This window comes from Sphingorhabdus buctiana (genome assembly GCF_042680825.1).
Lineage (GTDB): Bacteria > Pseudomonadota > Alphaproteobacteria > Sphingomonadales > Sphingomonadaceae > Sphingorhabdus_B > Sphingorhabdus_B buctiana.
Genome location: NZ_JBHUEL010000012.1, coordinates 1 through 25276, shown reverse-complemented (window position 1 = coordinate 25276; position 25276 = coordinate 1). Strand labels below are relative to the sequence as shown.

The 25276-nt window shown below is 58.8% G+C and carries 25 protein-coding genes; 14 read left to right on the top strand and 11 right to left on the bottom strand.

Features of this window, described 5'->3' with window-relative positions:
* Positions 1-102: 102 nt before the first annotated feature.
* The 5 genes from ACFSAG_RS14485 (at position 103) to ACFSAG_RS14465 (ending at position 4898) form a co-directional block, all read left to right on the top strand.
* A complete protein-coding gene (locus ACFSAG_RS14485) occupies positions 103-2970 on the top strand; it encodes a M16 family metallopeptidase (protein ID WP_381516266.1) in 2868 nt (955 codons plus the stop codon).
* 24 nt (positions 2971-2994) lie between these two features.
* On the top strand, positions 2995-3297 hold the full coding sequence (locus tag ACFSAG_RS14480; RefSeq protein ID WP_374614085.1) for a hypothetical protein: 303 nt from the start codon (positions 2995-2997) through the stop codon (positions 3295-3297).
* 122 nt (positions 3298-3419) lie between these two features.
* Complete coding sequence (locus ACFSAG_RS14475) at positions 3420-3974, top strand: TspO/MBR family protein (protein ID WP_381516262.1); 555 nt, start codon at positions 3420-3422, stop codon at positions 3972-3974.
* A 3-nt stretch (positions 3975-3977) separates the two neighbouring features.
* Complete coding sequence (locus ACFSAG_RS14470; RefSeq protein ID WP_381516258.1) at positions 3978-4265, top strand: accessory factor UbiK family protein; 288 nt, start codon at positions 3978-3980, stop codon at positions 4263-4265.
* A 120-nt stretch (positions 4266-4385) separates the two neighbouring features.
* Positions 4386-4898 (top strand): type III secretion system chaperone family protein, encoded by a 513-nt coding sequence (locus ACFSAG_RS14465; protein ID WP_374614090.1) that lies wholly within the window; start codon positions 4386-4388, stop codon positions 4896-4898.
* Positions 4899-4902: 4 nt separating this feature from the next.
* Here the strand turns inward: ACFSAG_RS14465 and ACFSAG_RS14460 are convergent, their stop codons facing one another.
* Positions 4903-5313 (bottom strand): PaaI family thioesterase, encoded by a 411-nt coding sequence (locus ACFSAG_RS14460; RefSeq protein ID WP_374614092.1) that lies wholly within the window; start codon positions 5311-5313, stop codon positions 4903-4905.
* Positions 5310-5777, bottom strand: a complete 468-nt coding sequence (locus tag ACFSAG_RS14455) for a PaaI family thioesterase (RefSeq protein ID WP_381516255.1) — start codon at positions 5775-5777, stop codon at positions 5310-5312. The genes ACFSAG_RS14460 and ACFSAG_RS14455 overlap by 4 nt, the downstream gene beginning before the upstream one ends.
* Positions 5778-5859: 82 nt before the next feature.
* Between ACFSAG_RS14455 and ACFSAG_RS14450 the strand changes: the two genes are divergently transcribed.
* Positions 5860-6345 (top strand): MmcB family DNA repair protein, encoded by a 486-nt coding sequence (locus ACFSAG_RS14450; RefSeq protein WP_381516252.1) that lies wholly within the window; start codon positions 5860-5862, stop codon positions 6343-6345.
* Here ACFSAG_RS14450 and ACFSAG_RS14445 read toward each other — a convergent pair whose 3' ends face one another.
* From ACFSAG_RS14445 to ACFSAG_RS14435, 3 genes are all read right to left on the bottom strand, one after another.
* Positions 6346-8274, bottom strand: a complete 1929-nt coding sequence (locus ACFSAG_RS14445) for a DUF3604 domain-containing protein (RefSeq protein WP_374614097.1) — start codon at positions 8272-8274, stop codon at positions 6346-6348.
* A 78-nt stretch (positions 8275-8352) separates the two neighbouring features.
* Positions 8353-9141 (bottom strand): sterol desaturase family protein, encoded by a 789-nt coding sequence (locus ACFSAG_RS14440; protein WP_381516247.1) that lies wholly within the window; start codon positions 9139-9141, stop codon positions 8353-8355.
* A gap of 3 nt (positions 9142-9144) precedes the next feature.
* The gene (locus ACFSAG_RS14435; RefSeq protein ID WP_381516245.1) at positions 9145-10239 is read right to left on the bottom strand and encodes an alkene reductase; all 1095 of its coding nucleotides are present in this window, start codon (positions 10237-10239) and stop codon (positions 9145-9147) included.
* 74 nt (positions 10240-10313) lie between these two features.
* On the opposite strand from ACFSAG_RS14435, the gene ACFSAG_RS14430 reads away from it, so the two are divergent.
* The 8 genes from ACFSAG_RS14430 (at position 10314) to ACFSAG_RS14395 (ending at position 17946) form a co-directional block, all read left to right on the top strand.
* Positions 10314-11213 (top strand): DMT family transporter, encoded by a 900-nt coding sequence (locus ACFSAG_RS14430; RefSeq protein WP_381516242.1) that lies wholly within the window; start codon positions 10314-10316, stop codon positions 11211-11213.
* A gap of 9 nt (positions 11214-11222) precedes the next feature.
* The gene (locus ACFSAG_RS14425; protein ID WP_381516238.1) at positions 11223-11891 is read left to right on the top strand and encodes a COQ9 family protein; all 669 of its coding nucleotides are present in this window, start codon (positions 11223-11225) and stop codon (positions 11889-11891) included.
* A 44-nt stretch (positions 11892-11935) separates the two neighbouring features.
* Positions 11936-12178 (top strand): FeoA family protein, encoded by a 243-nt coding sequence (locus ACFSAG_RS14420; RefSeq protein ID WP_374614106.1) that lies wholly within the window; start codon positions 11936-11938, stop codon positions 12176-12178.
* Complete coding sequence (feoB, locus tag ACFSAG_RS14415; protein WP_381516235.1) at positions 12175-14028, top strand: ferrous iron transporter B; 1854 nt, start codon at positions 12175-12177, stop codon at positions 14026-14028. The genes ACFSAG_RS14420 and feoB overlap by 4 nt, the downstream gene beginning before the upstream one ends.
* 30 nt (positions 14029-14058) lie before the next feature.
* On the top strand, positions 14059-14565 hold the full coding sequence (gene ssb, locus ACFSAG_RS14410; protein ID WP_381516232.1) for a single-stranded DNA-binding protein: 507 nt from the start codon (positions 14059-14061) through the stop codon (positions 14563-14565).
* A 33-nt stretch (positions 14566-14598) separates the two neighbouring features.
* Positions 14599-15279: a TVP38/TMEM64 family protein gene (locus ACFSAG_RS14405; RefSeq protein WP_381516229.1), complete on the top strand. Its 681-nt coding sequence runs from the start codon at positions 14599-14601 to the stop codon at positions 15277-15279.
* A complete protein-coding gene (locus ACFSAG_RS14400; protein ID WP_381516226.1) occupies positions 15269-16738 on the top strand; it encodes a dihydrolipoyl dehydrogenase family protein in 1470 nt (489 codons plus the stop codon). The genes ACFSAG_RS14405 and ACFSAG_RS14400 overlap by 11 nt, the downstream gene beginning before the upstream one ends.
* A gap of 122 nt (positions 16739-16860) precedes the next feature.
* The gene (locus tag ACFSAG_RS14395) at positions 16861-17946 is read left to right on the top strand and encodes a transglutaminase-like cysteine peptidase (protein WP_381516223.1); all 1086 of its coding nucleotides are present in this window, start codon (positions 16861-16863) and stop codon (positions 17944-17946) included.
* Between the two features lie 9 nt (positions 17947-17955).
* Here the strand turns inward: ACFSAG_RS14395 and ACFSAG_RS14390 are convergent, their stop codons facing one another.
* From ACFSAG_RS14390 to ACFSAG_RS14365, 6 genes are all read right to left on the bottom strand, one after another.
* Complete coding sequence (locus ACFSAG_RS14390; protein WP_381516220.1) at positions 17956-19239, bottom strand: HlyD family type I secretion periplasmic adaptor subunit; 1284 nt, start codon at positions 19237-19239, stop codon at positions 17956-17958.
* A complete protein-coding gene (locus ACFSAG_RS14385) occupies positions 19236-20321 on the bottom strand; it encodes a cell wall hydrolase (protein ID WP_381516217.1) in 1086 nt (361 codons plus the stop codon). Before ACFSAG_RS14385 ends, ACFSAG_RS14390 begins: the two co-directional genes overlap by 4 nt.
* A gap of 2 nt (positions 20322-20323) precedes the next feature.
* Positions 20324-22477, bottom strand: a complete 2154-nt coding sequence (locus tag ACFSAG_RS14380) for a type I secretion system permease/ATPase (RefSeq protein ID WP_381516214.1) — start codon at positions 22475-22477, stop codon at positions 20324-20326.
* 209 nt (positions 22478-22686) lie between these two features.
* Positions 22687-24090 (bottom strand): TolC family protein, encoded by a 1404-nt coding sequence (locus ACFSAG_RS14375; protein WP_374614122.1) that lies wholly within the window; start codon positions 24088-24090, stop codon positions 22687-22689.
* Positions 24091-24104: 14 nt separating this feature from the next.
* Positions 24105-24833 (bottom strand): OmpA family protein, encoded by a 729-nt coding sequence (locus tag ACFSAG_RS14370; protein WP_381516211.1) that lies wholly within the window; start codon positions 24831-24833, stop codon positions 24105-24107.
* Between the two features lie 44 nt (positions 24834-24877).
* Positions 24878-25276, bottom strand: a 399-nt coding sequence (locus ACFSAG_RS14365; protein WP_381516208.1) for a hypothetical protein, incomplete at its 5' end; no start/stop codon positions are given.

Genomic DNA, 25276 nt, shown 5'->3' with positions numbered 1-25276 from the left:
TGTCGAAAAGGTGTTTACCTGCATTGGATTCGTCGCTTGCGGCGCTATATCGAGCCTATCCGCCTGAAAGGGCGAACAAGTTTCCCTGAGGAGAGCATTTCAATGATCCGCAAATTGACCTTGGCCCTTGCCGTGTCGACGATCGCGCTTTCGGGCGCCGCAATGGCCAAAACCGCGCCGGCACCTGTTGCCGATCTGGTCAAGACCGTGAACATCCCCTACGAGAAGTTCACGCTCGATAACGGTCTGACAGTGCTGGTGCACGAAGACCGCAAGGCCCCGGTTGTTGCAGTTTCGATCTGGTATGGGGTCGGATCAAAGCATGAGCCAAAGGGGCAGACCGGATTCGCCCACCTGTTCGAGCACATCATGTTCAATGGCAGCGAAAACGCGCCCGGCGACTATTTCCAGTACACCAAGCAGTTGGGCGCAACCGATCTCAACGGTACGACCTGGCTCGATCGCACCAACTATTTCCAGACAGTGCCGACCAGCGCTCTCGAATCCGCGCTGTTTCTGGAAAGCGATCGCATGGGCCATTTGCTCGGTGGCTTGACCGAGCAATCGGTGAAGAACCAGATCGGTGTGGTTTCAAACGAAAAGCGCCAAGGTGATAACCAGCCTTACGGCCTAGTCGATTACAAGCGCTCGGAAGCGCTGTTCCCAGTCGGCCACCCCTATCATCATGATACTATTGGCAGCCTTGAGGATCTTGCGGCTGCCAAGCTTGATGATTTCAAGCAGTGGTTCAAGGATTATTATGGCCCGAATAACGCCGTGCTGGTGCTGGCCGGAGATGTGAATGCCGCAACCGCGAAGCCATTGGTGCAGAAATGGTTTGGTGACATTGCGCGCGGCCGCGATGTGCCGCCCGTCAATGCGCCCATCCCGACGCTCGAAAAGCCCGTCCGCATCGACATGAAGGACAAGGTGCCGACGACGCGTATCTATCGTCATTGGGTAGTGCCGGGCCTCGCCGATCCTGAATTCACCGCCCTGCGCGCAGGTGCATCGGTGCTTGGTGGCCTCGCCAGCTCACGCCTCGACAACAAGCTGGTGCGCGAAGAGCAGAGTGCGGTTTCGGTGTCATCCTTCGTCTTGCCTTTCGTGCATTCTAGCCTGTTCTGGATCCAAGCCGACGTGAAGCCGGGCGGCAATGCCGATGCCGTCGCGAAGCGTCTCGACGAAATCATGGCTGACTTCATCGCCAATGGCCCCACCGCAGACGAAGTGCAGCGCGTCGCCGCCAGCGATGCAGCGGATCGCATCGACGGGCTTGAACAGATCGGTGGATTTGATGGCAAGGCGAGCGCCCTGGCACAGGGGCAGCTTTATGTTGGCGATCCGGCCTATTACAAGACCGAGCTCGAGCGGCTTGCTGCGTTGAAGCCGGAAACGGTGAAGTCCGCCATGCAGAAATGGCTGACCCGCCCTGTCCTCGAAATCCGCGTCGAACCGGGTGAGCGCGAGGCCTATAAGGAAGTCGCGTCGGGTGGCGGTGCGCGCACTGGTACGCTTTCGGCACCTGCCTATTATATTGCACCCGGCACCGATGCGCCGGCTGCGACGACGGTGAAAGCCGACCGCAGCAAGATGCCAGCCCCCGGCGCAACTCCGGCGCTGGATTTCCCGACTGTCGAAACCGGAACGTTGAAGAACGGCATCAAGGTGCATTTCGCGCGCCGTGCCGCCGTTCCCGCTGTGCGTGTCGCGGTAAGCTTCGATGCGGGCTATGCGGCTGATCCGCTCGACAAGCGCGGTATTTCAAACATCATGGGCAATTTGCTGTCCGAAGGTACGTTGACGCTGAACGCCACCCAGCTGGCGGAAACCGAGGAGCGATTGGGTGCCGACATCAATATCGCGTCGACCCAGGATCGCACCGTTGCCACCTTGCGCGCCGTAAAGCCCAATCTGGCAGCTTCGATCAGCCTACTGGCCGATGTTGTCAAGAATCCCGCCTTTGCCGAAAAGGACCTTGAACGCGTCCGCGTCCAGCAGTTGACGCGCATTGCAGGTGAGAAGAACCAGCCGCAGGGCTTGGCTTTGCGCGCATTGCCCCCGTTGATTTACGGCAAGGCACATCCGTATGGTGCTTCGCAAACCGGCACCGGCGATGAAGCCGCGGTTCGCACACTGACCCGGGACGATATCGTTGCGTTCCACCAATCGTGGATCCATCCGGCCAAGGCCGAGATTTTCGTCGTCGGTGACACCAGCCTGAAGGAAGTGACCAAGCTGCTCGACAAGCAGTTCGGCAGCTGGAAGCCGAAAGCAAAGGCTGCCCCGGCAAAAAATTTCGGCATCGCATTGCCCGAAGCTAAGGGACGCGTTGTTCTGATCGATCGCCCCAATTCGCCGCAATCATTCATTTATGGCGGCAAGGTCCTCGATGCCAAGGGGAGCGATGATCTGGTTGCACTGCGCGCTGCTAACGAAATCTTCGGTGGCGATTTCACCTCGCGCATCAATATGGACCTGCGTGAAACCAAGGGCTGGTCCTATGGCGTTCGCTCGCAGGTTGCCGGCAATGAAGACCGGGTTCCGTTCATGGTCATTGCGCCAGTGCAGACCAACCAGACCGGCCCCTCGCTGAAGGTGTTGATCGATCATGCCAAGGATGTCGCGGGAGCGAAGCCGATTACCAAGGCTGAGCGTGATGTCACTATCACCAGCAACATCCTCGAACTGCCCGGCAGCTATGAACAGTCGGTCGCGGTTCTTGGCCAGATGCGTGCCGATGCGTTGTTCAAGCGTCCGTTCGACTATGCCGAAAAGCTGGCTGGCAAATATGAAGCATTGACTGCCGAAAGCATGACGGCAGAATTCAAGTCGAAAGTGGATGCAGACAAGATGGTGTGGGTGATTGTCGGTGACGCTGCCAAGGTGAAGCCGCAGCTGGAAGCAATTGGATTGCCGGTTGAAATGCAATCGCAAGCTGCTAAGCCTACTGACACCAATGCAAATTAAAGCCTGAGTAAGAGGAGAAGAAAAATGGCAGCAGTAGATGGCGATTGGGACGTAACCGTCAAAAGCCCGATGGGTGACCAGAAGTCGGTTTTGACAATCAACAGCAATGGCGATACCTTTTCGGGCAAGATGGCTGGCAGCCTCGGCTCGATGGATATCCCGAGCGGTACCGTGAACGGCAACACGCTCAGCTGGAAAATGGACATGACCGTGCCGATGCCAATGACGCTGGATTGCACCGCGACCGTCGATGGCGACACCATCACTGGTGAAGTGAAGGCAGGTGCTTTCGGTTCGATGCCCGTCACCGGTACGCGTAAAGCCTAACTACACGTCATAACGTGCAAAATCTGGCAGGCCGCCACCCCACCCAGGGATGGCGGCCTTGTCGTTTACGGGGGGCTTGCTAAGACTTGTGGAATCGATTCTCTCACTCCGACGGGAACAAAATGAGCCAGCTTGCTTCCCCCTCGCAATTGCGGATGTCGCTACTTCGGTGGGCACTGTTCATTGTTCCGATCATCATGCTGCTTGGGTTCCTATCGGGTACCGTCTCCGGATCGAGCGAGCGCAACAGCTGGTTTGCCGAGTTGGTCAAGCCCGAGGCGCAACCGCCGGGCTGGGCTTTCGGCGTGGTGTGGCCAATATTGTACTTGATGATGGGTATCGCGGTCTCGATCATCCTGAATGCGCGTGGTGCGCGGTTGCGCGGCATCGCGGTGGCATTGTTTGTCGTCCAGCTTGCCTTGAATCTCTATTGGTCGCCGCTCTTCTTCGGCCAGCACCAGGTGACAGCTGCATTCTATCTGTTGCTCGCTATCTGGGTTTCTGCCTTTGCGACCACGCTGGTCTTTGGCCGGATCCGGTCGCTGGCAGCTTGGTTGATGGTGCCTTATCTGGCGTGGCTAAGTTTTGCAGCAATCTTGAATTACCAGATCGACCAATTGAACCCGGACGCAGAGCGGCTATATGTGCCAGCAGTAACTGCCGATATCGGAGCCTGAGCCATGCAGAGTGACAAGCGCATTTTCGACGACCTTTCCAAATTCCTGAATGGCGTTGCCGGCACGGTCGCGGGCATGGGGCGTGAGGCCGAATCCAATTTCCGCGAGCGCACCCGCGAATGGGTTGCAGGAATGGACCTGGTGAGCCGTGAAGAGTTTGAGGCGGTCAAGCAGATGGCGGCGACGGCCCGTGCAGAGGCCGAGGAACTCAAAGCCCGTATCGCGGCGTTAGAAGCTGCTGCGGGCAAAGGCAAAGCCCCGGCCAAGCCGAAAGCTGCGCCCAATAAATAGGGCGCTTCGCAGCCTTATCCACAAACCGCCCACAAACTAATGCACCATGCAGCACATGCATGGTTGCGTGCGAGTCCTGTGACGGGCATCTACAGTGCAGAACGGAACGACAGGGCCGCAATGCGCGATCAGGACGAAGATTTGACCGAGTTCGAGCGCGAAGAGACAGCGCCATTGGACATGCTCGCCGCGCTTTTTGACGCGCGAGGATGGGATTTTGAGCCCGTCAGCGACGAAGAAGTCAGCGCCGAATTCAAAGGCAGTTGGACGAGCTACCAGATCCGGGCGATCTGGCGCGAGGAAGACAATGCCTTGCAGCTTCTTGTGATGCCTGACGTTACCGTGCCAAGTGATAAGCGCGATGCCGTGTACAAAGCGCTAGGCCTGATCAACGAGCAGCTCTGGATCGGGCATTTCGATCTTTGGTCGTCCAACGGCATGCTGCTCTTCCGCCATGGCAGCTTGTTGCCGCCCAACGGGTTGCTGGGTGTCGATCAGGCGCAAACGATCATCGACGTTGCGCTTGATGAATGCGAGCGTTTCTACCCGGTATTCCAGTTCATCATCTGGGGTGGAAAATCACCCGAAGATGCAATCACCGCCGCGCTGGTCGAAACCCACGGAGAGGCCTGAACCCTCAACTGCGCTTCAGCAGGTAATGCAGATAGGCAATGGTGATGGGCTTTGCGGGATCATCCTGCCAGGCGCGCGCTTCGACATTGGCCATGGTGCGTCCCAGCCGGGTAACTTCGCCGACAGCATAGGTCGTCTGGCGTACGCCGCCGCGCATGAAATCGATGGTGACATTGACCTGTTTGAACGTCGCCTCATCACCGCGTTCGTGCAGCGCATGCTGGATGGCCGCAACCGCTGCCATTTCGAGCAAGCCAGATATGGCCCCGCCGTGAAGGAAGCCCGGTCGACCCTGAACCTTGTTGGCGAACGGCATTTCGATGAGCGGCGCGCCATTGTGCAGCCCGGTGATGACCATATCGAGCGCACGCGCATAGGGCGGCAGCAATTCGGTGCGAGGATCGGGCGTCGTCATCCGAGGCGATCCCCCACGCGAATGAAGGTGCCGCTGACGTGCGCCAGCGGCTCTTCAAGATTGCCATTATGCGCAATGCCGCGGACAAAGCCGATGCTGTGCGACAGGTGATAGCAATAGCCGCGGCCAAACACTTTCGCACCCTTGGGTGAAGGACGGAGGTAGTCCACGCGCAGGTCCATCGTCACTTGCGGTCGGAACTCTTGCAGCTTTGTCCAAATCGACATGCTCGTGGCATTGTCCATCAGGCTGATGACCACAGCAGAGGCCAGAACGCCGGTATTGGGATCACCGACCAGGTCTTCGCGCCAATCGATCGACAATTCGACCCAGTTCTCGCCATGGCCGACATAGTCCATGCCCAGAAAGCCGCCATGGCCTGCCTTGCCCATGAAACTGATCGCGATCCGCGGATCGAAACCGCCATGTTCGGCGGCCAGTTCAGCTATCGTTTTCGCACTCATACATATTCCCTATCTGGCTGATTGGCAGCTGCCAAGGCAGAAAGGGCTTTATCTTGTTCGCCATTCGTTCTAGCCAATGGCCATGGCGAGCAACGCATTTGGCATCCAGATCGATTCGGCTTCGGTTGCGCGCGGCGTCAGCCGCTTGTTCCTGCGCAACCAGATAATGGTGCAACCTGAAGTATCGCTCCGCAACAATCGCCGGGCGGACCTCATGGGCATCAACGCCAAAGGCGAAATCATCATCGTAGAGATCAAGGTGTCACGCGCGGACCTTCTTGGCGACCAGAAATGGCCCGAATATCTCGACTATTGCGACCGCTTTTTCTGGGCGGTTCCCGCAGGCTTCGATTTTTCTCCGATAGATGGGGAGGCGTTCCTGCCCGACCGTACCGGTTTGATCGTTGCCGATGCCTATGATGCTGAGATCATCCGCTCGGCCTCGCTCGTTCCGTTGGCCGCTGCACGACGCAAGGTCGAGATGCAGCGACTGGCACGGTTGGCCATGCGCAGATTGATGGGGATTGCGGATCCCGACCCGTCGCTGGCCGGGATCATCGCCGAATGATCACACCGTCGGGTTATACCAAATTGGAGAGGTATAGGCCCGTTCCTGCGACTTGAGTTCGGTTTCGGGCAGAAGTTTCGCGCCGAAACGGATCATGTCGAACAGCACCCAACGCGGTGTTGGGATTTCGAGCACACGCACATAATAAAAGGCGCGTTGCCCCGGATTGAACTCCGGATCACTCCATACGGTGCGCAGTTCGGGTGCGCCGATGGTGTTGGTGTATGTGGCCTTTTTGATATCGACCGTGTCACCGACCGGGGTCAGCTTGCCACCCACCAGCTTGCGCTTGTCTGGTGAGGACCAGGAAACGTCGAAGATTTTTTCCTGCATTTTGCCCGATGCATCGACCCAGCCTTTGACCACCTGCACTCGGTCGAGATTGGCACCTTCAGGGTCTTTCAGCGCCGAAATCAGGAAGCTTGGGCGCCCCTTGCCGTCTTTCAGATCGGCGCCCATCGGGACGCCGCGGGCATAGCCGGCTTTTACCCAGTCGCCTGCCCAATCCTTGTCGGTGAAATCCCAGCCGCCAAAGACGCGCACCTGCATGCGCGGCCCGGTGGTCGCATAGACTTCGCGGCGCATCATCGCATCAAAGATGGCTGCACGGGTGTTGGCGGTTGCCCAAACGGCAGCATATCCACCTGCCAGGTAATGCCAGCCGAAACGACCCTGGCGGGTCCCCAAATTCTGCGCCTGCGATGCACGCTCGGCATTGGGTTCGCCATCCGAGTGCTTGCCAAAGAAGTTATTCTCGTCCGCAGTGGCAAGTCCGGTGTGGCTGTCGGTCGATCCGATGAAACCCAGCTTGTACGGGTTGACGCCGGTCTTGGCCTGGATTGCGAGGCCGCGCTTAAGCGCTTCGCGCACATAGTCTCCCGCCAACATGTCGGGTGTCTTGGTGCGCTGCATTGTCAGGTTGCCCAATTCCCAACCGGCATCGCCGAAATTGGCAAATTCGTCATTCGGTGAAAGGAAGGGATGGCTCTCGCTGTCGCCCTTGATCTGGGTGATTTCAACCAGAGGCTCGCGGGCGGCACGTCGGCGGGCATAATCCGCCGTAATGGCTCCTCCGCCCGGCTGCACCATTTCAAACATCAGGCCGTTCGAAACATTGCTGTTGTGCGGAATGGCGAGCATCTTACCGCCGGTTTTCTTTTCATAGGCGTCCATATAGTCCCACAGTTTGTCCACCGTTTCGGTGCCTTCGGTCTGTGGGTCATAGGGACGAACCTGGTCGGCCCGCGGTTTGCCATCGCGAAGGATAACAACGCGGTGCAAATTGTCGCCATTGGGCATCAGCGTATATTCAAAGCCCATGAACGCAGTGAACTTGCCGGGCTCGTTATAGCGCTCGACGATGCCGGTATGGCTCTTCCAAATCTGCATTGTGCCTTTGGCTTGCTCTTCGCGCGGCAAAATGCTGCCGAGTTTGCCTTCACCTGCAGCGTTGATCAATTCCATCGTCGCGCGCTGGCGGCCCTGATGACCTTCATGCATCATATCGTACCAGCGCAGCAGCGTCGGATCCTTGATCATCACACGCGGCGCATCATAGAGTCGCTGGGTCGCGCCAAGGCCGCCGCTATGATCGGCAATGACAAGGAAATCGAGCGGTCGGTCGAGCTTTGCCTTCAGGCCCCAGGTCGATTTCACTTCTTCGCCGCGCGCAAAACGCAGCGCCTCTTCAGGCCCAAGCTTTACGCCAAAGCCGAAAGCGTCGATCGAATTGGAAGTATGCAAATGGGTATCACCCCACAGCAATTTGGTCGCGATGCCGCTTGTGACTTCCTTGTCATTGGCGGCTTGGACTTCTTCCGCCTTGCTCGCTTCGCGGCTTTCCTTGAACGCGCCCCAGCCCCAATAAAGGCCTGCGCCCACTGCCACAGCCGCAACTGTACCCAACGCAATCTTGCGAATTGATGCCATTGTCCCCTCTCCCTTACCCGGAAAACTGCGCTTTTCCTCGTGCTTCGTCAATACCTTCCAGCATGTAAATAGCTGACGTTACGTCATGGGGAGTTTCAATGTAAAAGCCGGACGGGTTGGCTCGCTCGATTGCAATTCAGCCAATCCGATCGATTGGGCATCACGGCCATATTGCGACTCGACGCGGTAGGTTCGGAAGATCCGGTCCCAAAGGGTTAGTGCAAAGCCATAATTGCTCTGCTGTTCAGCCTTGACCGTCGAGTGATGCACCAGATGCATGTCCGGCGTGACCAGAAGACGGCGCAACAGTCTATCCAGCTTTCGGGGTAGATCGATATTGCCATGGTTAAAGGCGGCATTGGCGGCAAGCCACGCTTCAAATGCCAGGAAAAGCGGCGCGGATACACCAAGTAGCACGACCCAACCTGCCTTCCACATCACTGAAAAGGCGATCTCCCCGGGGTGGAAACGGATCGCGGTCGAGACATCAATGTCTGGATCGGCATGGTGCACTTTGTGGAACCGCCAAAGCAAGGGGACCTTGTGGGTCAGAAGGTGCTGCAACCACATCGCAAAATCGAGCAACAGGAAGGTCGCGAGGATTTCCAACCAGAAAGGCAATGCGATCTGGTTGAACAGGCCTAGCCCGTGATTCCCAGCCCAAAGCGCCACAGCGGGCACTGCGACAATCCATGCAAGCGCCCAAATAACGGCCCGATTGCTAACGAACAGGACAAGGCTGGTCAGCCAGCGATAAAAACGGCCGAAGCGCAAAGTGCGCCTCGGCCGCTTGGTTTCGAAAAGGGCGACGAGGACGAGTGCAATTGCCGGCAAAAGCGCGACAAACTTTAACCCGATATCGCCCATGGTTCAGGCCGCGACAGACTCCAGCGTCGGATAATCGGTGTAGCCTTCTGGTCCCGGCGAATACCACGTCTTGAAGTTATCGGGCGCGACCTCTGCACCCCGGCGCAAACGCTCGACGAGGTCGGGGTTTGAAATATAGGGGCGGCCAAAGCTGATGGCGTCGGCAAGTCCGCTTGCGACATCGGCTTGCGCCGTTTCCAGCGTATATTCCTGGTTGAGCACCAGCGGATTGGTGAAGACCTTGCGGATGTGCGGTGAAACCGGCGGGACATCGCTGGTGCCGAAATTGCCGAACGTTTTTTGCTCGCGCAGTTCGAGGAAGGCGATGCCGACTTTCTGCAAGGCAGCCGCAACCGCTGTGAATAGGCCGACTGGGTCGCTGTCATCGCATCCTTGGGTCTCACCATTGGGTGAGAGGCGAACCGATGTGCGGTCTGCACCGATTGCATCCGAAACCGCCTGCGCCACTTCGGTGGTCAGGCGGATGCGGTTTTCGATCGGGCCGCCATAATCATCATCGCGGAAGTTGGAGTTACCGCGCAGGAACTGGTCGAGCAGATAGCCGTTGGCGCTGTGGATCTGTACGCCATCAAAGCCGGCTGCCATCGCATTTTTCGCAGCGTTCACATAGTCGCCGATGACGCGCGGGATTTCATCGAGACGCAGCGGACGCGCTTCGACATAGTCCTTCTTGCCAGTCGGAGTGTGGGCATAGCCCGGTGCCGTCGTCGCCGACGCGGAAACAGGCTGAGCGCCGCCGAGGAAATCCGGGTGGACCAAGCGGCCCATATGCCAGAGTTGCAGGATGATGCGGCCATCGGCCTTGTGCACCGCATCAGTAACGGGCTTCCACGCCTCTACCTGTTCGGCAGACCAGATTCCGGGTGCTGCGGGCCAGCCCGAACCTTCCTGGCTGATCCCGGTGGCTTCGGCGATAATCAGGCCGGCGCTTGCCCGCTGCGCATAATAATCAGCTTTCAGCGCGCTGATCGGTACGTGCACGCCTTCGCTGCGACCGCGGGTGAGCGGGGCCATCAGGATACGGTTGGGGGCATGGATCGCGCCGAGCTGTATCGGATCGAAAAGGCTGGTGGTCATGGTTATGTGCTTTCCCTATTGCATTGCTTGGCTAGTAACATGCGGATACGGGTTGCAAATTGCAACGGGGGTTTATGTCGGACAAGCAAATCTTTCAAAAGGCGCCCGCGCCAAGAGCGTCATTCGCCTTTGCCGCGCTGGTTGCCGGCAATGTCTGCATCGCGTTTGGCCCGTTGCTCGTGCGCTTGGCGGATACCGGGCCAATTGCGACCGGTTTCTGGCGGCTGGCGCTTGCTGCCCCGATTCTTGCCCTGATCGGCTACCGCGCAGGTTTTCGCGTCCAATCGATGCCCAAAGGCTTGCTTGGGCTGGTGCTTCTAGCTGGCTTCTTTTTCGCGGTCGATATTATCGCTTGGCATATCGGCATCTTCAAAACCAAATTGGGTAACGCCACCTTGCTGGCCAATTGTGCGAGCCTTTTATTGGCCATTTACGGGATATTCCTTGCGCGCAAATTGCCGCCGCCAATGCAAGGCATAGCCATCCTCCTCGCTTTTGCGGGCGCTGCGCTCTTGATGGGGCAGAGCTTCGAACTCTCACCCGAACATTTTGAGGGCGATTGGCTCAGCCTGCTCGCCGGGCTGTTCTACACCTTTTACCTGCTCGCGATGATCCGGGTGCGCGAAAGCACCGAAAGCTGGTCTTCGCTTGCGCTGGCATCGGGGTCGGCTGCGCTTTTCCTGCTACCCGCTGCTTGGGTCGCCGGGGAGCAGATTGTGCCGGGAAACTGGACGCCGCTACTTATCCTTGCCTTGTCGAGCCAAGTGCTTGGGCAGGGTTTCCTGACCTATGCGCTGCCGCATTTCAGCCCGCTGATCATCGGGCTGGCGTTGCTCCTCCAGCCAGCATTGTCGGCATTTGCAGGCTGGGCGGCATTTGATGAAGCGCTGACTCCGCTCGACTTTATCGGCGGTGCGATGGTGATGGCCGCGCTGGTGCTTGTGCGCCTTGCCGAGGGGCGGGCAAAAGCCTAGAGGCGACTCATGGCTGCCGCACCACTTCCTGCTGACCCGACTCTCGACGAAATCAGAGAGGCTGTTGCCCCGCATCTCGCTGCGCACGCCGCTTTTGACGGTTGGACAGACCTTGCGGTCGAATCTGCGGCGATGGAGGTTGGCGTCGATGCCGATTTGGCAAAGCTCGCGCTCAAGGGCGGGGCGATGGCGCTGATCGATGTATGGATCGGATCGATCGATGCTGAAATGGCGCGCCGCCTTCCGTCTGAGAAACTGGCATCGATGAAGATCCGGGAGCGCATTACGGCATTGGTAGCGACCCGCCTCGAAATCGCAGCGCCCGATCGGGAAGGTCAGCGCCGCGCAATTGCCATCATGGCAATGCCCCAAAATGTCGCGGCATCGGCGCGTATTGGTTGGCGCAGTGCAGACCGAATGTGGCGCCTTGCAGGCGATACAGCGACCGATTTCAATCATTATACCAAGCGGGCGACGCTATCGGCAGTTTATGCATCGACGCTCGCCGTGTTCGTCAATGACGACAGCGATGACTTTGCCGAAACACGCGCCTTCCTCGACCGTCGCATTGAGAATGTCATGCAGTTCGAAAAGGCCAAGGCGCAGGCAAAAAAGCGTAGCGAGCATATGCCAAGCCTGTCGCGTTTCATCGGACGTTTGCGTTATCCACCGCGCTAGATATTGCACTTGCTTTTAATGCGAAACATTATCAAAAAGCGCGCGTGAACCTCGACACTCTCCCCAAATCCGCAACGGCGCGCATCGTCGCGATCGACTGGGCTGCGATTCCGGAAACCGAAGGGCATCGCCTTCGCTCATTGGGGTTTGATTCGGGCGTTATCGTCGAATCCTTGCACAAGGGAATCCTATTCTGGCGTGATCCCATTGCGGTGCGTGTCGGCCGGATGACTGTGGCTTTGCGGCGCAAGGTTGCCGTAGCCATCAGCTGTGAGCCGCTGTCATGACGCAGGCGGTGCCACTGGTTGCGCTGGTCGGCAATCCCAACGCCGGCAAGAGCGCACTGTTCAATGCACTCACCGGTGCGCGGCAGAAAATCGCCAACTATCCCGGTGTTACGGTTGAGCGTAAATCGGGGCGCGCTGCATTTGCTGACGGGCGACCGGTAGAGCTAATCGACCTGCCCGGGGCGTATAGCCTTGAACCCGACAGCCTTGATGAAGCCGTCACCCGCGATGTCGTCCTCGGGCGATTGGAGGGGCACAGGCGACCGGATGCGTTGATCGTCGTTGTCGATGCAGGCAATCTCGACAACCACCTGCGCTTCGCACTTGAACTGATCGGGCAGGGGCTGCCAACTGTATTGGCGCTCAATATGGTCGATCTGGCTTCGCGCGATGGGTTGGAACTCGATGCCGAAAAGCTCTCACTGGAGTTAGGCGTTCCCGTCGTTGCAACCGTTGCGGTACGCAAACGCGGGCTCGATCCGCTAATGGCCGCGCTTGCAGGGCAACTCGCGTCGCCTTCGACATCGGCAAATGCGCCATCGGGCCGCGCCGAAATCACCAAGCGAGCACATGCGATCGCGCGCTCGGTCATCGTAAGCGAAACGCAAGGGCGCCAATGGACGCGGCGTCTTGATAGTGTGCTGCTGCATCCGGTCGGCGGAATTGTCGTTTTGTTGGCATTGCTGTTTGTGATGTTCCAGGGTGTCTATGCCTGGTCGGAAGCGCCCATTGGGTGGATCGAGGGCGGATTTGCCCTGCTGACCGAGGCGATCAATGGTGCCTTGCCTGACAGTCTTTTCCGATCATTCCTGACCGATGGCGTGATTGCGGGCGTGGGTTCGGTCGTGGTCTTCCTGCCGCAGATCCTGATCCTGTTTTTCTTTATTCTGCTGCTTGAGGCATCGGGATATATGACGCGGGCGGCCTTTGTGATGGATCGGTTGATGGCCGCCGTCGGGCTGTCCGGGCACAGTTTCATCCCGCTTTTGTCGTCATTCGCCTGCGCCATTCCCGGCATCATGGCGACGCGCACGATCATGGATCAAAAAGAACGGCTGGCGACGATCCTGATCGCACCGTTGATGACCTGCTCGGCCCGATTGCCGGTTTATACCCTGATCATTGGTGCCTTCATCCCGGCAACCAGCGTCGGCCCGGGCATCGGGTTGCAGGGGCTGGTACTGTTCGGGTTGTATGTGGCGGGCATTGTTGGCGCAATGCTGGCCGCATCGATCATCCAGCGTTTCGTGACCAACAGCCGCCAGAGCAGTTTCCTGATCGAAATGCCGCGTTACCAGATGCCGCGGCTGCGGGATATTGCGATCGGTTTGTGGCAGCGCGCCTGGATATTCTTGCGCCGCGCAGGCACGATCATCTTTGCCGCAACGATCATTTTGTGGGCGCTTCTCAGCTTTCCGAAAGCCCCCGAAGGCGCGAATGAAAGCCAAGTCGAATACTCGGTCGCCGGTCGCATCGCGGACGGGATCGAAGTGGTCGTCAGCCCGATCGGTTTCAACCATGACATCGCACTAGCGCTCGTTCCCGCCATGGCGGCGCGTGAAGTCGCCGTTTCGGCGCTGGCAACCGCCTATGCCGTTGATGCGGAAGATGAAGACGAACAGGCGATGACCCTTGGTACGCAACTCACGGGCAAATGGAGCCTGGCGACCGCCTTGGCATTCCTCGCCTGGTTCGTTTTCGCACCGCAATGCATCTCGACCATCGCCGTCACACGACGCGAAACCAATGGCTGGAAATGGCCAACCTTCATGGTCGTCTATCTGTTTGCACTTGCCTATGTCGCCGCAGGGATTACCTACTGGACTGCAGTGGCCGCCGGTCTGGGCTGACGGCGATTCTATTCCAAAAGAGGGGACATCATGGCGGGTAGCGTCAATAAGGTTATTCTGGTCGGCAATCTGGGTGCTGACCCGGAAGTGAAGAGCTTCCAAAATGGCGGACGCATCGCCAACCTGCGCATTGCGACCTCTGAAGACTGGAAAGACCGCCAGACAGGCGAAAAGAAAGAACGTACCGAATGGCATCAGGTGGTGCTGCAATCGGACGGCTTGGTCGGCGTTGCCGAGCGCTATCTGCGCAAGGGCGCGAAGGTTTATATCGAAGGCCAGTTGCGCACCCGCAAATGGCAGGATCAATCGGGTAATGACCGTTACACCACCGAAATCAGCGTAGGCGGTTTTGATGGAAAACTGGTAATGCTCGATGGCGCGCGCGGTGGCCAAGGCGGCGGTGGTAATGATGGCTGGGGCAGCGGTGGCAGCGCGCCCGCGAGCGGTGGTCAGTCAGGCGGCGGTTGGCAAAGCGGCTCATCGGGATTTGGCGGAGGTGATTTCTCCGACGATCTTGACGACGACGTGCCATTCTGATCGGCCAGCGGTTCTGATCCGATCCGATAACCCATGAATAAGCGCATCGCCCTGCTCGTCCTGCTTGCTGCGGCGATAGCGGCTTATTTCTGGTTCGACCTTGGAAACGTCCTCAGCCTTGAAAATTTCAAGCAACGCCAGGCCGACATAGTCGCCGCTAAGGATGCAAATCCGCTGCTCTATATCGGCGGATTTTTCCTGATCTACGTCATCGTAACGGCATTGTCGCTTCCGGGTGCGGCGATCATGTCCTTGGTGGCGGGGGCGCTTTTCGGGGTGGTGACCGGAACGATCCTCGTGTCGTTCGCGTCGACCATCGGCGCGACGCTTGCTTTCCTCTCCGCCCGCTTCCTGCTGCGCGATTGGGTGCAGTCGAAATTTGGCGAGCGCCTGAAAGCCATTGACGATGGAATAGCGCGGGACGGCGCTTTGTATCTTTTCACCATCCGCCTGATACCGCTCTTTCCCTTCTTCGTCGTGAACCTCTTGATGGGTCTTACGCGGATCAAGACGCGCACATTTTACTGGGTGAGCCAGATCGGCATGTTTCCGGCGACTATCGTTTTCGTCAATGCTGGGACGCAGATCAGCAAGATCGAGAGCACCGCAGGGCTGCTGTCGCCCACACTCATCGGCTCGTTTGTGCTGCTTGGCCTGTTCCCATGGATCGCGCGCGGGCTCGTGGCGGCGGTAAAGAAAGTCCATGACCGCTAACTGGACCAAGCCGCGCCGTTTCGATCGTAACCTGATCGTTATCGGTGGTGGGGCGGCAGGCCTGGTTTCATCCTATATCGCCGCGATGACCAAGGCCAAGGTCACTCTGATCGAGGCCGAGCGGATGGGTGGCGATTGCCTCAACACCGGTTGCATCCCATCAAAGACGCTCCTCAAAAGCGCGAAAGTCGCGCACCAGGTCGCCGATGCGGCGCGATTTGGCATAGCGGCATCGGTATCCGGCATCGATTTTCCCATGGTGATGCGGCGCGTGCGCGATGCCATCACCACCATTGAGCCCAATGACAGTGTCGAGCGCTATAGCGGCCTCGGCGTCGAGTGCCTGCAAGGTTATGCGCGATTTGTTGATCCCTGGACGGTGGAGATCGCCGGTAATGACGGCAGCAGCCAACGCCTGACGTCGCGAGCCTTCGTCATTGCGACTGGTGCGGCACCAGTGGTGCCCCCACTGCCTGGTATCGAAAGCAGCGGTTACCTCACCAGCGAAACATTGTGGGACGCGATGGCTCAGCGGGCCCAGGCACCGAAAAAGCTGGTTATATTGGGCGGCGGGCCGATTGGGTGCGAACTGGCGCAGGCGTTCCAGCGCCTTGGAAGTGATGTGACACTGGTCGAGATGGCCGAACGGTTGCTGCTCAAGGAAGATGCAGAGGCCGCAGCAATCATCGCACAATGCCTGCAACAAGATGGGGTACGCGTTCTTACCGGCCACAAAGCGGTGCGTTTTGATGGCAAGATCCTGACCGTTGAAAAAGGCGGCGAGCACACCACCCTTGCATTTGACGACATCATCATCGCGACTGGCCGCAGGGCCCGGATCACCGGTTTTGGCCTTGAAGAGTTGGGGCTTGTCGAGAACGGCCGGCTCCAGGTCGATCCCTATTTGCGTACGCGCATGCCGCATATCCTGGTTGCTGGCGATGTTGCCGGAAACCAGCAGCTGACGCATGGCGCTAGCCACGAAGCTTGGTATGCGGCGGTCAATGCGCTGGCGCAGCCATTCAAGCGCTTTCGCGCGGATTATCGGTTCCTGCCACGCGTCACCTATACCGATCCCGAAGTAGCTAGTGTTGGGCTCACCGAAGAGCAGGCGAAGGAACAGGGCGTGGCTTATGAGGTCACCCGCTACGACATTGCACATCTTGATCGAGCCATTGCCGAGGATGAAACGGGCGGCTTTGTAAAGATCCTCACTCCGCCGGGTAAGGACAGCATCTTGGGGGCCACGATTGTCGCCGCGCATGCTGGAGAGATGATTGCGGAAATCGTGTTGGCGATGCGTCATGGACTGACATTGGGCAAGTTGATGGCCGCCAGCCACAGTTACCCGACATGGAACGAAGCTAACAAATTTGTTGCCGGACAATATCGTCTGGCCCGCAAGCCCGAGCGGCTGCAGCGTCTGGCACAGCGTTGGTTCGATTGGTTACGGCACTGAAATAAAAGCCTAAACTTTACCGACCGAAATCAGTTAACCCTCTTTCTTCACAATTTAGAGACCATGGACGTCAACCATGATGTTCAACGATAAATTGTATTTTACATGCAAATTAGGGCAGCATGAAAACTCATGCTCCCAGCGGAAAAAAGCGCAGCGCGCGTTTTGCAACGGCGACCATCGCATTGTTCGCAACTTTGGCTCCGGCGTCCGCTTGGGCATTGGAGATTCCGGTTCCGACTGCGGAGCAGGCTTGCCCAGCCACGGGCATTGAAACTGTCGCCCCGTTACAGGTAGCGGTACAAACCAAGTCAGAAGCCATTCTGGGTGGCACGCGCAGCAAGCTGGAAGAGCTGAAAGCCCAGCAGGCGGCTGCAGCCGCGGCAGCAATTGCGCCTGCTCCCGCGCCGATAGTGCAGCTGGCGATGCTCAGCCCGGCGGCTGGCCCTGCCACGATTGCCGCGCCGTGCACCGCAATGGCGTTCGCGCGCCTGCCGCAGATGGCACAAGAATCCACGCTGGCTCCGCGCGCTCGCGCGACGCAATGGGTGGCGCGCCTTGCTGCGGTTTCGATTGCGCGGCGTCCGCTTCTGGATTCGGGCTTGCTGCTCCAGCCGGTCGACACCAGCAAGCCCAACGTGTTTGGCAGCGTGGCGTTGGCCATTGGTCGCACCCCGCTCGACAATAAATGGCAGCGTGCCCAAGCGGCGAAATTGCCGCGCCGCGGTGGCGAGTGGCGCACGGTGGTGGGTGAAGCGCGCGATCTCGACCAGGGCCGCAAGCTCGACATGATCAACAGCTGGGTGAACCGCCGTGTCAACTTCATCGACGATTCGGCGCGGTTCAAGGTCGCCGATCGCTGGGCGACCGCGGCAGAAACGCTGCGAGCCGGGCAGGGTGACTGCGAGGATTACGCCATCGCAAAGATGAAGCTGCTCGAGGCTTCGGGTGTCTCAACCAACGACATGTTCCTTGTCATCGCCAAGGATCTGGTCCGCCGTGCAGACCATGCGTTGCTCGTGGTGCGTAACGGAGATCGCCTCGTCGTCCTCGATAACAACACCGATCGCATCGTTGATGCGGCGGCGATCAGCGATTACCGGCCAGTGATGAGCTATTCTGCGGGTAAGGCTTGGCTGCACGGCTATGCCGCGCAGCCCGCACCGATCATGCAAGCGCCTATCCGGATCGCCGCGCTTACCAGCTAAACGAAAGCCTTAGCGTTCGCGCAGGGCTTCCGAACGAGCCTTGATCAGCGGCTTGAGCAAGTAGCTCAATATGCTCTTGCGGCCGGTGATGATTTCTACATCGCAGATCATGCCAGGGCTGATCGGCAGGCGCTTGCCCGCGGACAGCAGATACGACCGGTCGGTTTCGACCACGACGGTGAAATAGGCTTCCTTGGCCACTTCATCATAGATGCTGTCAGCCGATACCTGCACCACCTTGCCGGATAGCCCGCCATAAATCGAAAAGTCATAGGCCGTGACTTTTACATTGGCGCGGTCGCCGACCTTGATGAAGGCGATATCGCGCGGCGTCACCCGGGCTTCGACCAGCAGCTTGTCGCCGACGGGTACAACCTGCATGATTTTTTCACCAGCTTGTACGAAGCCGCCAATCGTCGTCACCTGAACATCGTTCACGACTCCATCGACCGGCGAACGAATTTCCGCCCGGTTCACGCGCCCTGCCGCACCTTTGAGCGACTGTTCGTTGACAGCCATCTTGGTCGCAATCTGGCTGCGCTCGTCGAGCGCATCCTGTCGGAACTGATACCCGGCTTCGGATGCCTGTGCCTGAGCCTCGGCGATTGCAGCTTGCGCACGCGACGATGCTTGCTGTGCAGCAGCGAGGCGGCCTTGCAGATCGGTAACTTCGCGTTGCGCGGTCAGCAATTCGGTTTGCGGAACGATCGACTTGGCAGCCAAGGGTGCCAGCATGTTGACCTGATTCTGTGCAAGCTGGAGGCTCTGGCGCAAGCTGGCGACCGTTGCCTGTGCTTCGGCATAGTCTCGGCGGCGCTGTTCGACTGCCGCACCCATTGCCGAAATACGGCTACGCAATGCGGCGGCGCGTACCGATTGAAGCGCAGCTTCCTGGCGGCATTCTTCAGGCAGGCTGCCATCCGGATTGGGCGGGCAATCCCCGCCTGTACCACCTTCACGCGATAGGCGCGCAGCACGGGCGGCAAGCGAACGGTTCTCGGCGGCAATCTGGCCCAACTGTGATGAGGATTCGGTGTCGTCGAGGCGCACCAGCAACTGACCCTTGCGAACGCGCTGTCCCGAACGGACCAGGATGTCGCGGATTGTCGCCGGCTCTGCCGCCTGCACGAGCTGCATCTTGCTCGACGGGATCACCCGGCCCTGACCGCGCGTCACTTCTTCAATCGGAGCAAGGCTGGCCCAGATCAGGAAGATCAGGAAACCGGCACTTGCAGCGACGATAATCTGGCGCGAGCCGCTTTGGCTCTTGTACCATTCGAGTACGGCTTTCATTGACCACCCATGGTTGTTTTCGGCGTTTCCGCTCCGCCGCTCGATTGACGGCTGCTCACGGCGGCAGCTGCGCGGCGTGTTTCTCGCGGATCGGGAATTTTCAAAGTCCAGCCCTTGCTGATGTCCAGGCGACCGCCAACATCGTTTTCGGCTGCGCGCATCGGCACCAGCTCCGGCGGCAATTTGGAACGGGCCAGCGCCTCGGTTTGCTGGTCGGTCGTCAGTTGGCCTTCACCTAGGGCTTCGTCGCCCAAACCAGCGAGGTCGGTTGCCGATGGGATATTCTCCACGCCTGAATAGCTGTCGGTGAATGCAGCTGGCATCCCCCATTTGCCCGGCCAGCGGTAGAAGATGTGCGCGCCAAGCTGCGAAATCTTGGTGAGCTTGGGTGCCCAATAGGGCGAGACATAATTGGCGTGGTAATGCGTCGCTTGGCCGACCGAGCGCTCGACATAACCGCTCAGTGCCTCGCGGGCCACTGCTTCAGCTGCTGCCCAGGCGGCGGCAGAGGGTTTGCGGTTGAGCGAGCCATCGCAGGTGAAGCTGAATTGGCAGACCGGCTGGTTCGAGCCCTGATAGACAACGCCGCAAACCGAATTCGGGAATGCAGGATGGCGCACGCGGTTCAGCACAACCTGCGCAACGGCACGGCGCCCTTGCAAAGGTTCATAGGCAGCTTCGTAATAAACCGCCTGCGTCATGCACTGCAGCGCTGTAAGGCCGGTGCCGGAGAAGTAGTTGCGGATTGCAAAGGGTTTGGCCGCAAGGATGGGAGCGTCCGAAAAGGGCAGCGCTTCATTCTTCGCCAGCGCATCTTCTCCGGTCAATTCCGGCTTGTCGATGGCCTCTTCGGTAATCGAAAGCAGGGCTTCGCGCTCTTCCGCGCTCATCTGCGGCATGGCTGCGGCCTCGGCCGGCTCTCCAAGGCCCAGCATAGGCAGAAGGCGCGAAAGGTCGGCGTCGCGCATCGTAACCGCGAAAATCGCGAGCGCCGTTAACATGCCAAAAAAGATCAACACAGGTCGGTTGGACTTGCGGACCATTTCCTGGTCCTTGGTTCCATCGAGAAGCGAAGCATGCATGGTCATTCTCCCGCCAGGCCAGCCTTGGCAAGTATCTGATCCCGCGGCCCGTCTGCGATGATGCGACCTTTGTCGATCACGATGAGGCGATCGACAATCGCGAGCATGGCGTTGCGGTGGGTGGAAACGATGAGCGTCTGCCCCGGCGTTATGGCCTTGTTGAGACGATCAATGAAAAGGCGTTCGGTTTGTGTGTCCATTGCGCCAGTGGGTTCGTCGAGGAACAGCAATTTGCTGGGCTCGACGAGCGCGCGGGCAAGAACCATGAAGCTGCGCTGGCCGCCCGAAAGGCGCGAGCCGCGTTCACCGATATGAAGGTCAAAGCCAGCTGCGTCGCGACCGATAAAGCCGTCGGCGCCTGAAGCTGCGACAGCGGCGAGCAGGCGTTCTTCATCAAGGTTGCGCGCGCCGAGCAGCAAGTTCTCGCGAACGGTGCCGCTAAACAATTCGGCGTCCTGGCCGACAAAGCGGAGCGCGGCGCGCAGTTCATGCGGATGATGCTGGCGGCTGTCGAGGCCATCGATGCGATAGCTGCCTTCAGTAGGCTCATATAGGCCGCAGATCAGGCGACCCAGCGTCGATTTTCCTGAGGCGACGCGACCGATCAGGCCGATGCGTTCGCCGGGGGCGATTTTCAGGTTGATGTCCGACAGCGATTCCTTGCCCGCCTCCGGATAGCTGAAGCCGACATGTTCCAGTTCCAATTGTCCCTGCGAAATCACTGGGACAACCGAGCGGCTTCCCTTTTCGCGTTCGTCGCTCTGCTCCATGAGCGTTTGAAGGCTTTCGAGGGTTATAAAGGCTTGGCGGCCACGCGTCATGAGGAAGGCCAGTTGCCCAACCGGTGCAAGTGAGCGACCAGCGAGCATGACGATCGCGATGATGCCACCCATCGAGATGGTGCCAGCGTTGAACATGTAAAAGCCGCCAATGACCAGCGCGATATTGGTCGATTGCTGGCACAAAGCGGCCAGATTGACTGCGGTCGCTGTCAGGTTGCGCAGCTTTTCCTGTGTCTGTGCACTGGCGGTCGAATAACGCTGCCAGCGGCCAAGCATACGGCCTTCGGCGCGGCAAGCCTTGAGCGTTTCGATGCCGCTGATCGATTCAATCAGTGCCGTTTGCTGGAGGCTTGCATCGGCCTGGGCATCGAGGGCGGCTTGGCCCATCGATTTCTGCAGAGTATAACCGGCAGCCGCCATCACGATGATCGCAACCAGCGGTATCAACGCCAGCCATCCGGCGAGGATGGCAATCAGCGCGACAAAGAGCACAAGGAACAGAATGTCGACCATCAGCACGACCGTGGTCGAGGCGAAGAAATCCCGCACCACTTCATAGTCGGTGACGCGGCGGGCCATAGCCCCGGTGCTTCCCTTGCGCTCTGCCATCGGCAGGTTGAGGATCTTTTCAAATAGCCGCTGCGACAGGCGTGCGTCGAGCGCACGACCCAATTCGTCGACCAAGCGGGTTCTTGCAAGGCGCAAACCGAATTCGACCGATATCGCGATCAACACGCCAAAAGCGAGCACCCACAGGCTGGTTGCCGATTTGTTCGGAATGATGCGGTCATACACGTTCATCGTGAACAGTGGCAAAGCAAAAGCGAGCAGATTGATCACCAATGCAGCAAGCATCACATAGAGGAAGGATTTACGGATCTTCCAAACTTCGTACCAGAACCAGTGGTTCCGGCGTACCTTTTCCCAAGGCCGTTCGCCTTCACGATCACGGCTTGGATCGGGATCGACGATGACAGCCTCGCCGCCATAGACGGCTTCAAGGGCTTCGCGGTCAACCCAGACCCGCTCAGTATTTCCGGGCAACTGGATTTCGAAATCATTGCCATTGACGCCGTGTACGATCAGAGCACGGCCCGGGCCGGCAAACAGGATCGCCGGCAGGTCGCGTTCCTGCCAGCCACGAAGGCGGCGCGTGGTGGTTTCCCCACGAAGCCCGATCTGATCGAGCGCATATTCGGTCTGATGGAACGGTAAAAGGCCAGCCTCATCAAGGACGAGACCGGCGCGTATGGAAGCAGGTGAAGACGGGCGCTCATTCAGCGCGGCGAGCACACTAATGCATGCAAGCAACTCATCGCCTTGCGGCGGAGCATTATGCCACTCTTGCAGCGTCAATTTCAAACCCCCGTACATTGTGCATCAGCGAGTCCGGACCAAAGCCCTGCCGAGGCAGGTGCCACTAAACGCACCTTCGAAGAGTCAAAAACGGGTTAACCAACTTTGCCGCAAAATCTGTCGTAAAATACTGGATTACCGACATAAATTAATTTCGACGAAAAAGGCATTAACCTAGATTTTGGGGCTGCCAAGAGCCCGAAAGCCCTTGGCAACCTTTCATGACGTCAATTCGAGTAACGGCGGCGATCGGTTTCCGACGGCGGCGTCGGACCCACCTTGAACCGTTCGCGGGCATTGGCCTCTGCATCCGACCGAGCGGCTACACCCAAGGCCTGCATCAGCTCATTCGCTGCCGCGAGGATCTTGTACTCGGCAAAGGTTTCCGCGAACCGCGCGGTCTCTGCACGAACCTGCACGTTGTAACGTGTGTTCTGCGCATCGAGCACGTCGAGCAGCGAACGGCGTCCGACGTTGAACTGCTCACGATAGGAAAGCAGCAGGTCGTCCGAAACCTTGGCCTGGCGGTCGAGTTCGCCGGCCAGCTTGCCCTGGCTGGTCCAGGCATTCCACGAAACGCGGACGTCCTCTTCAGCTTCACGGGTTAACTGATGCAAGCGGAAACGAGTTTCGCTTGCCCGGCGAACCATTTCCTGGACCTTCGCGCGGTTTATGCCGCCGTCAAAGATCAGCCAGCGTGCGACCACCCGGGCTTGCAAGTCATTGGTTTCTCCACGAAATCCGTCAATATCGTCGCCGACACGGGCATTGCCCTCGAGCGAGATTGTCGGACCAAGATCGGCTTTTGCCTTGCCGATAACGGCATGTGCGGCATCCAGATCAGCCTGCGCTTCACGGACCCTCGGGCTTTGGAGGCGCACCTTTTCGATCGCTTCAGCAAGCGAGCCGGGCAGTTTCGCGCGCAGCGATTGCGGCAACGTTGCCGATGCATCGATATCAAGACCGGTCAACGTGCGGAATGCGATGCCGGTGTTGACCATGTCCTGCTCGGCCTCGGTCAGGCGCGCAGATGCAGCCTGCAGGCGTTCTTCGGCCTGCTGCTGGTCAGCGATGCTGATCGAACCTTGGGTCACGCCTTCGCGAAGGTCGTTCACGAGGTTGGTGTGGAACGCGACATTATCCTGCGAAGCGGCGACAATACGCTGCTGCAGCAGATAATCGAGATACTGGCGCGAAACCTGCAGTGCGATGAACTGCGAACGCTCGTCGACGCGGTAGGCTGCACCATCGGTGCGTGCGGCCTGGCGTTTCAGTTCGTTGGCACGATTGCCCGAATCGAACAGAATCTGTTCGCCACGAATGCCGGCTTCCATCGGATAGAGTTCGTTGTCGGCGATGCCGAGCGCACGGCGGGTCGGGTTTTCTAAGCGGCGAACGCCAACAGAACCTTCAACCGTGATGCGCGGCAGGAACAGGCCCTGGGCTTGCTCACGCTCAAACTCGATTGCTTCCTTGTTCATCGCGGCTTGGTTGATTTCCGGATGGCTTTCAATCGCCACCTCAACCGCGCTTTTCAGGTCTACGCTCTGTGCATGCGCTGCGCCCGACATGGCGAACAGCAGGGCCGCAGGGGTCGCAAGCATCAGCTTTGTTTTTATGCTCTTTTTCATGATCTTACTCCCAATCAATTGCCGCGTTCTTGCGCGAGGATTTCAACGCGCCGGTTTGCCGGTTCGCGTACACCATCGGCGGTATCGACCTTGGGCTGGCCTTCGCCTTTTGCGACCACTGTCATGTCTCCGCGCGGCACACCGAGCCGCTCAAGTGCGGCTGCAATATTGTCTGCCCGGCGCTGTGAAAGCTTCGCATTGTAAGCGTCGCCGCCCGACTTATCGGCGTGACCGGTTATGGTCAGCGGGCCCCAGCCGCATTGCGTGCGGTTTTGTGCGATAGCGGCAAGCGTGGTTTCAGCTTCACCGGCAGGCATGTCGACATTCCAGTCAAAAAAGACTTCGGTCGCGCGTGAAGCCGTGCAAGCAGGCTCAGGCGGCGCTGGCGGCGGCACATAGGGCGCTGCCGGCGGTGGCGGCGGGGCCGCGTTCATGCGGGCATAAAATGCATCGCATTTGTTGATGCTTTCCTCATCCTTGGTTGAGGATTTGGCATAGCCGACGGCTATTCCGCACCACGCCTTGGCTTCGGATGCCCATTGGAATTTGCTATCGGTTGATCGCACGACATTGCTGTCTTGCGTCATGGCTACGGCAGCATCGTGTCGCGTACGCAGTTCCGACCGCAACTCGGACATGCCGAGGTCATTAAGCGGCGAACGCGGGCTGGCCTGGGCATAGGCCGTCCCGCCGGAAAACATGGTTAACGCGATACCTCCTGCGGCTAGAAGCTTCTTTTTCATGCTTTTGCTCCCTGTCTGGTCTCGGTAAAATCTGCGTCCGCAGCTCAGCCGTGTTGGCCGGTAGCTGCGGACAGTTCCATGTGGGTGCTCGCCAACTGGTCGAGCATGTCGTTTGCGGCAGCGAGGTTGAAGCCCTCAAATGCCGGGTGGTCGCCAAACTGCTGGGAAAGCGTATCGCCCAGAAGCTGCGTATCATTGGCAGGGCCTGCCAGTGCGTTGAGCAACGCATCAACATTGGCACCTTCGCTAGAGCCGCCTGCGAGGGCGTCTGCAACGACTTCCTCAACCGCAGCCTTGGCGAACATATCGCCCTGCTGGATTGCGATCAGTGCTTCAGATGCCGCATCAACATGCGATCCGATTGCGAAGCCGGTCTGTCCGTCGTCAGAACATTTGGCACTGATGGCTGCGTAAATTAGTGGAGCCTTGGCCTCATCTATTGG

Excerpts from the sequence above, each read along its gene's own strand:
- ACFSAG_RS14370 (WP_381516211.1), bottom strand. The coding sequence starts at position 24,833 with ATGAAAAAGAAGCTTCTAGCCGCAGGAGGTATCGCGTTAACCATGTTT.
- ACFSAG_RS14430 (WP_381516242.1), top strand. The coding sequence starts at position 10,314 with ATGTCGGACAAGCAAATCTTTCAAAAGGCGCCCGCGCCAAGAGCGTCA.
- ACFSAG_RS14435 (WP_381516245.1), bottom strand. The coding sequence starts at position 10,239 with ATGACCACCAGCCTTTTCGATCCGATACAGCTCGGCGCGATCCATGCC.
- ACFSAG_RS14400 (WP_381516226.1), top strand. The coding sequence starts at position 15,269 with ATGACCGCTAACTGGACCAAGCCGCGCCGTTTCGATCGTAACCTGATC.
- ACFSAG_RS14425 (WP_381516238.1), top strand. The coding sequence starts at position 11,223 with ATGGCTGCCGCACCACTTCCTGCTGACCCGACTCTCGACGAAATCAGA.
- ACFSAG_RS14375 (WP_374614122.1), bottom strand. The coding sequence starts at position 24,090 with ATGAAAAAGAGCATAAAAACAAAGCTGATGCTTGCGACCCCTGCGGCC.
- ACFSAG_RS14390 (WP_381516220.1), bottom strand. The coding sequence starts at position 19,239 with ATGAAAGCCGTACTCGAATGGTACAAGAGCCAAAGCGGCTCGCGCCAG.
- ACFSAG_RS14480 (WP_374614085.1), top strand. The coding sequence starts at position 2,995 with ATGGCAGCAGTAGATGGCGATTGGGACGTAACCGTCAAAAGCCCGATG.
- ACFSAG_RS14465 (WP_374614090.1), top strand. The coding sequence starts at position 4,386 with ATGCGCGATCAGGACGAAGATTTGACCGAGTTCGAGCGCGAAGAGACA.
- ACFSAG_RS14380 (WP_381516214.1), bottom strand. The coding sequence starts at position 22,477 with ATGTACGGGGGTTTGAAATTGACGCTGCAAGAGTGGCATAATGCTCCG.
- ACFSAG_RS14445 (WP_374614097.1), bottom strand. The coding sequence starts at position 8,274 with ATGGCATCAATTCGCAAGATTGCGTTGGGTACAGTTGCGGCTGTGGCA.
- ACFSAG_RS14440 (WP_381516247.1), bottom strand. The coding sequence starts at position 9,141 with ATGGGCGATATCGGGTTAAAGTTTGTCGCGCTTTTGCCGGCAATTGCA.
- ACFSAG_RS14460 (WP_374614092.1), bottom strand. The coding sequence starts at position 5,313 with ATGACGACGCCCGATCCTCGCACCGAATTGCTGCCGCCCTATGCGCGT.
- ACFSAG_RS14405 (WP_381516229.1), top strand. The coding sequence starts at position 14,599 with ATGAATAAGCGCATCGCCCTGCTCGTCCTGCTTGCTGCGGCGATAGCG.
- ACFSAG_RS14475 (WP_381516262.1), top strand. The coding sequence starts at position 3,420 with ATGAGCCAGCTTGCTTCCCCCTCGCAATTGCGGATGTCGCTACTTCGG.
- ACFSAG_RS14395 (WP_381516223.1), top strand. The coding sequence starts at position 16,861 with ATGAAAACTCATGCTCCCAGCGGAAAAAAGCGCAGCGCGCGTTTTGCA.
- ssb (WP_381516232.1), top strand. The coding sequence starts at position 14,059 with ATGGCGGGTAGCGTCAATAAGGTTATTCTGGTCGGCAATCTGGGTGCT.
- ACFSAG_RS14450 (WP_381516252.1), top strand. The coding sequence starts at position 5,860 with ATGGCGAGCAACGCATTTGGCATCCAGATCGATTCGGCTTCGGTTGCG.
- ACFSAG_RS14470 (WP_381516258.1), top strand. The coding sequence starts at position 3,978 with ATGCAGAGTGACAAGCGCATTTTCGACGACCTTTCCAAATTCCTGAAT.
- ACFSAG_RS14455 (WP_381516255.1), bottom strand. The coding sequence starts at position 5,777 with ATGAGTGCGAAAACGATAGCTGAACTGGCCGCCGAACATGGCGGTTTC.
- feoB (WP_381516235.1), top strand. The coding sequence starts at position 12,175 with ATGACGCAGGCGGTGCCACTGGTTGCGCTGGTCGGCAATCCCAACGCC.
- ACFSAG_RS14385 (WP_381516217.1), bottom strand. The coding sequence starts at position 20,321 with ATGCATGCTTCGCTTCTCGATGGAACCAAGGACCAGGAAATGGTCCGC.
- ACFSAG_RS14485 (WP_381516266.1), top strand. The coding sequence starts at position 103 with ATGATCCGCAAATTGACCTTGGCCCTTGCCGTGTCGACGATCGCGCTT.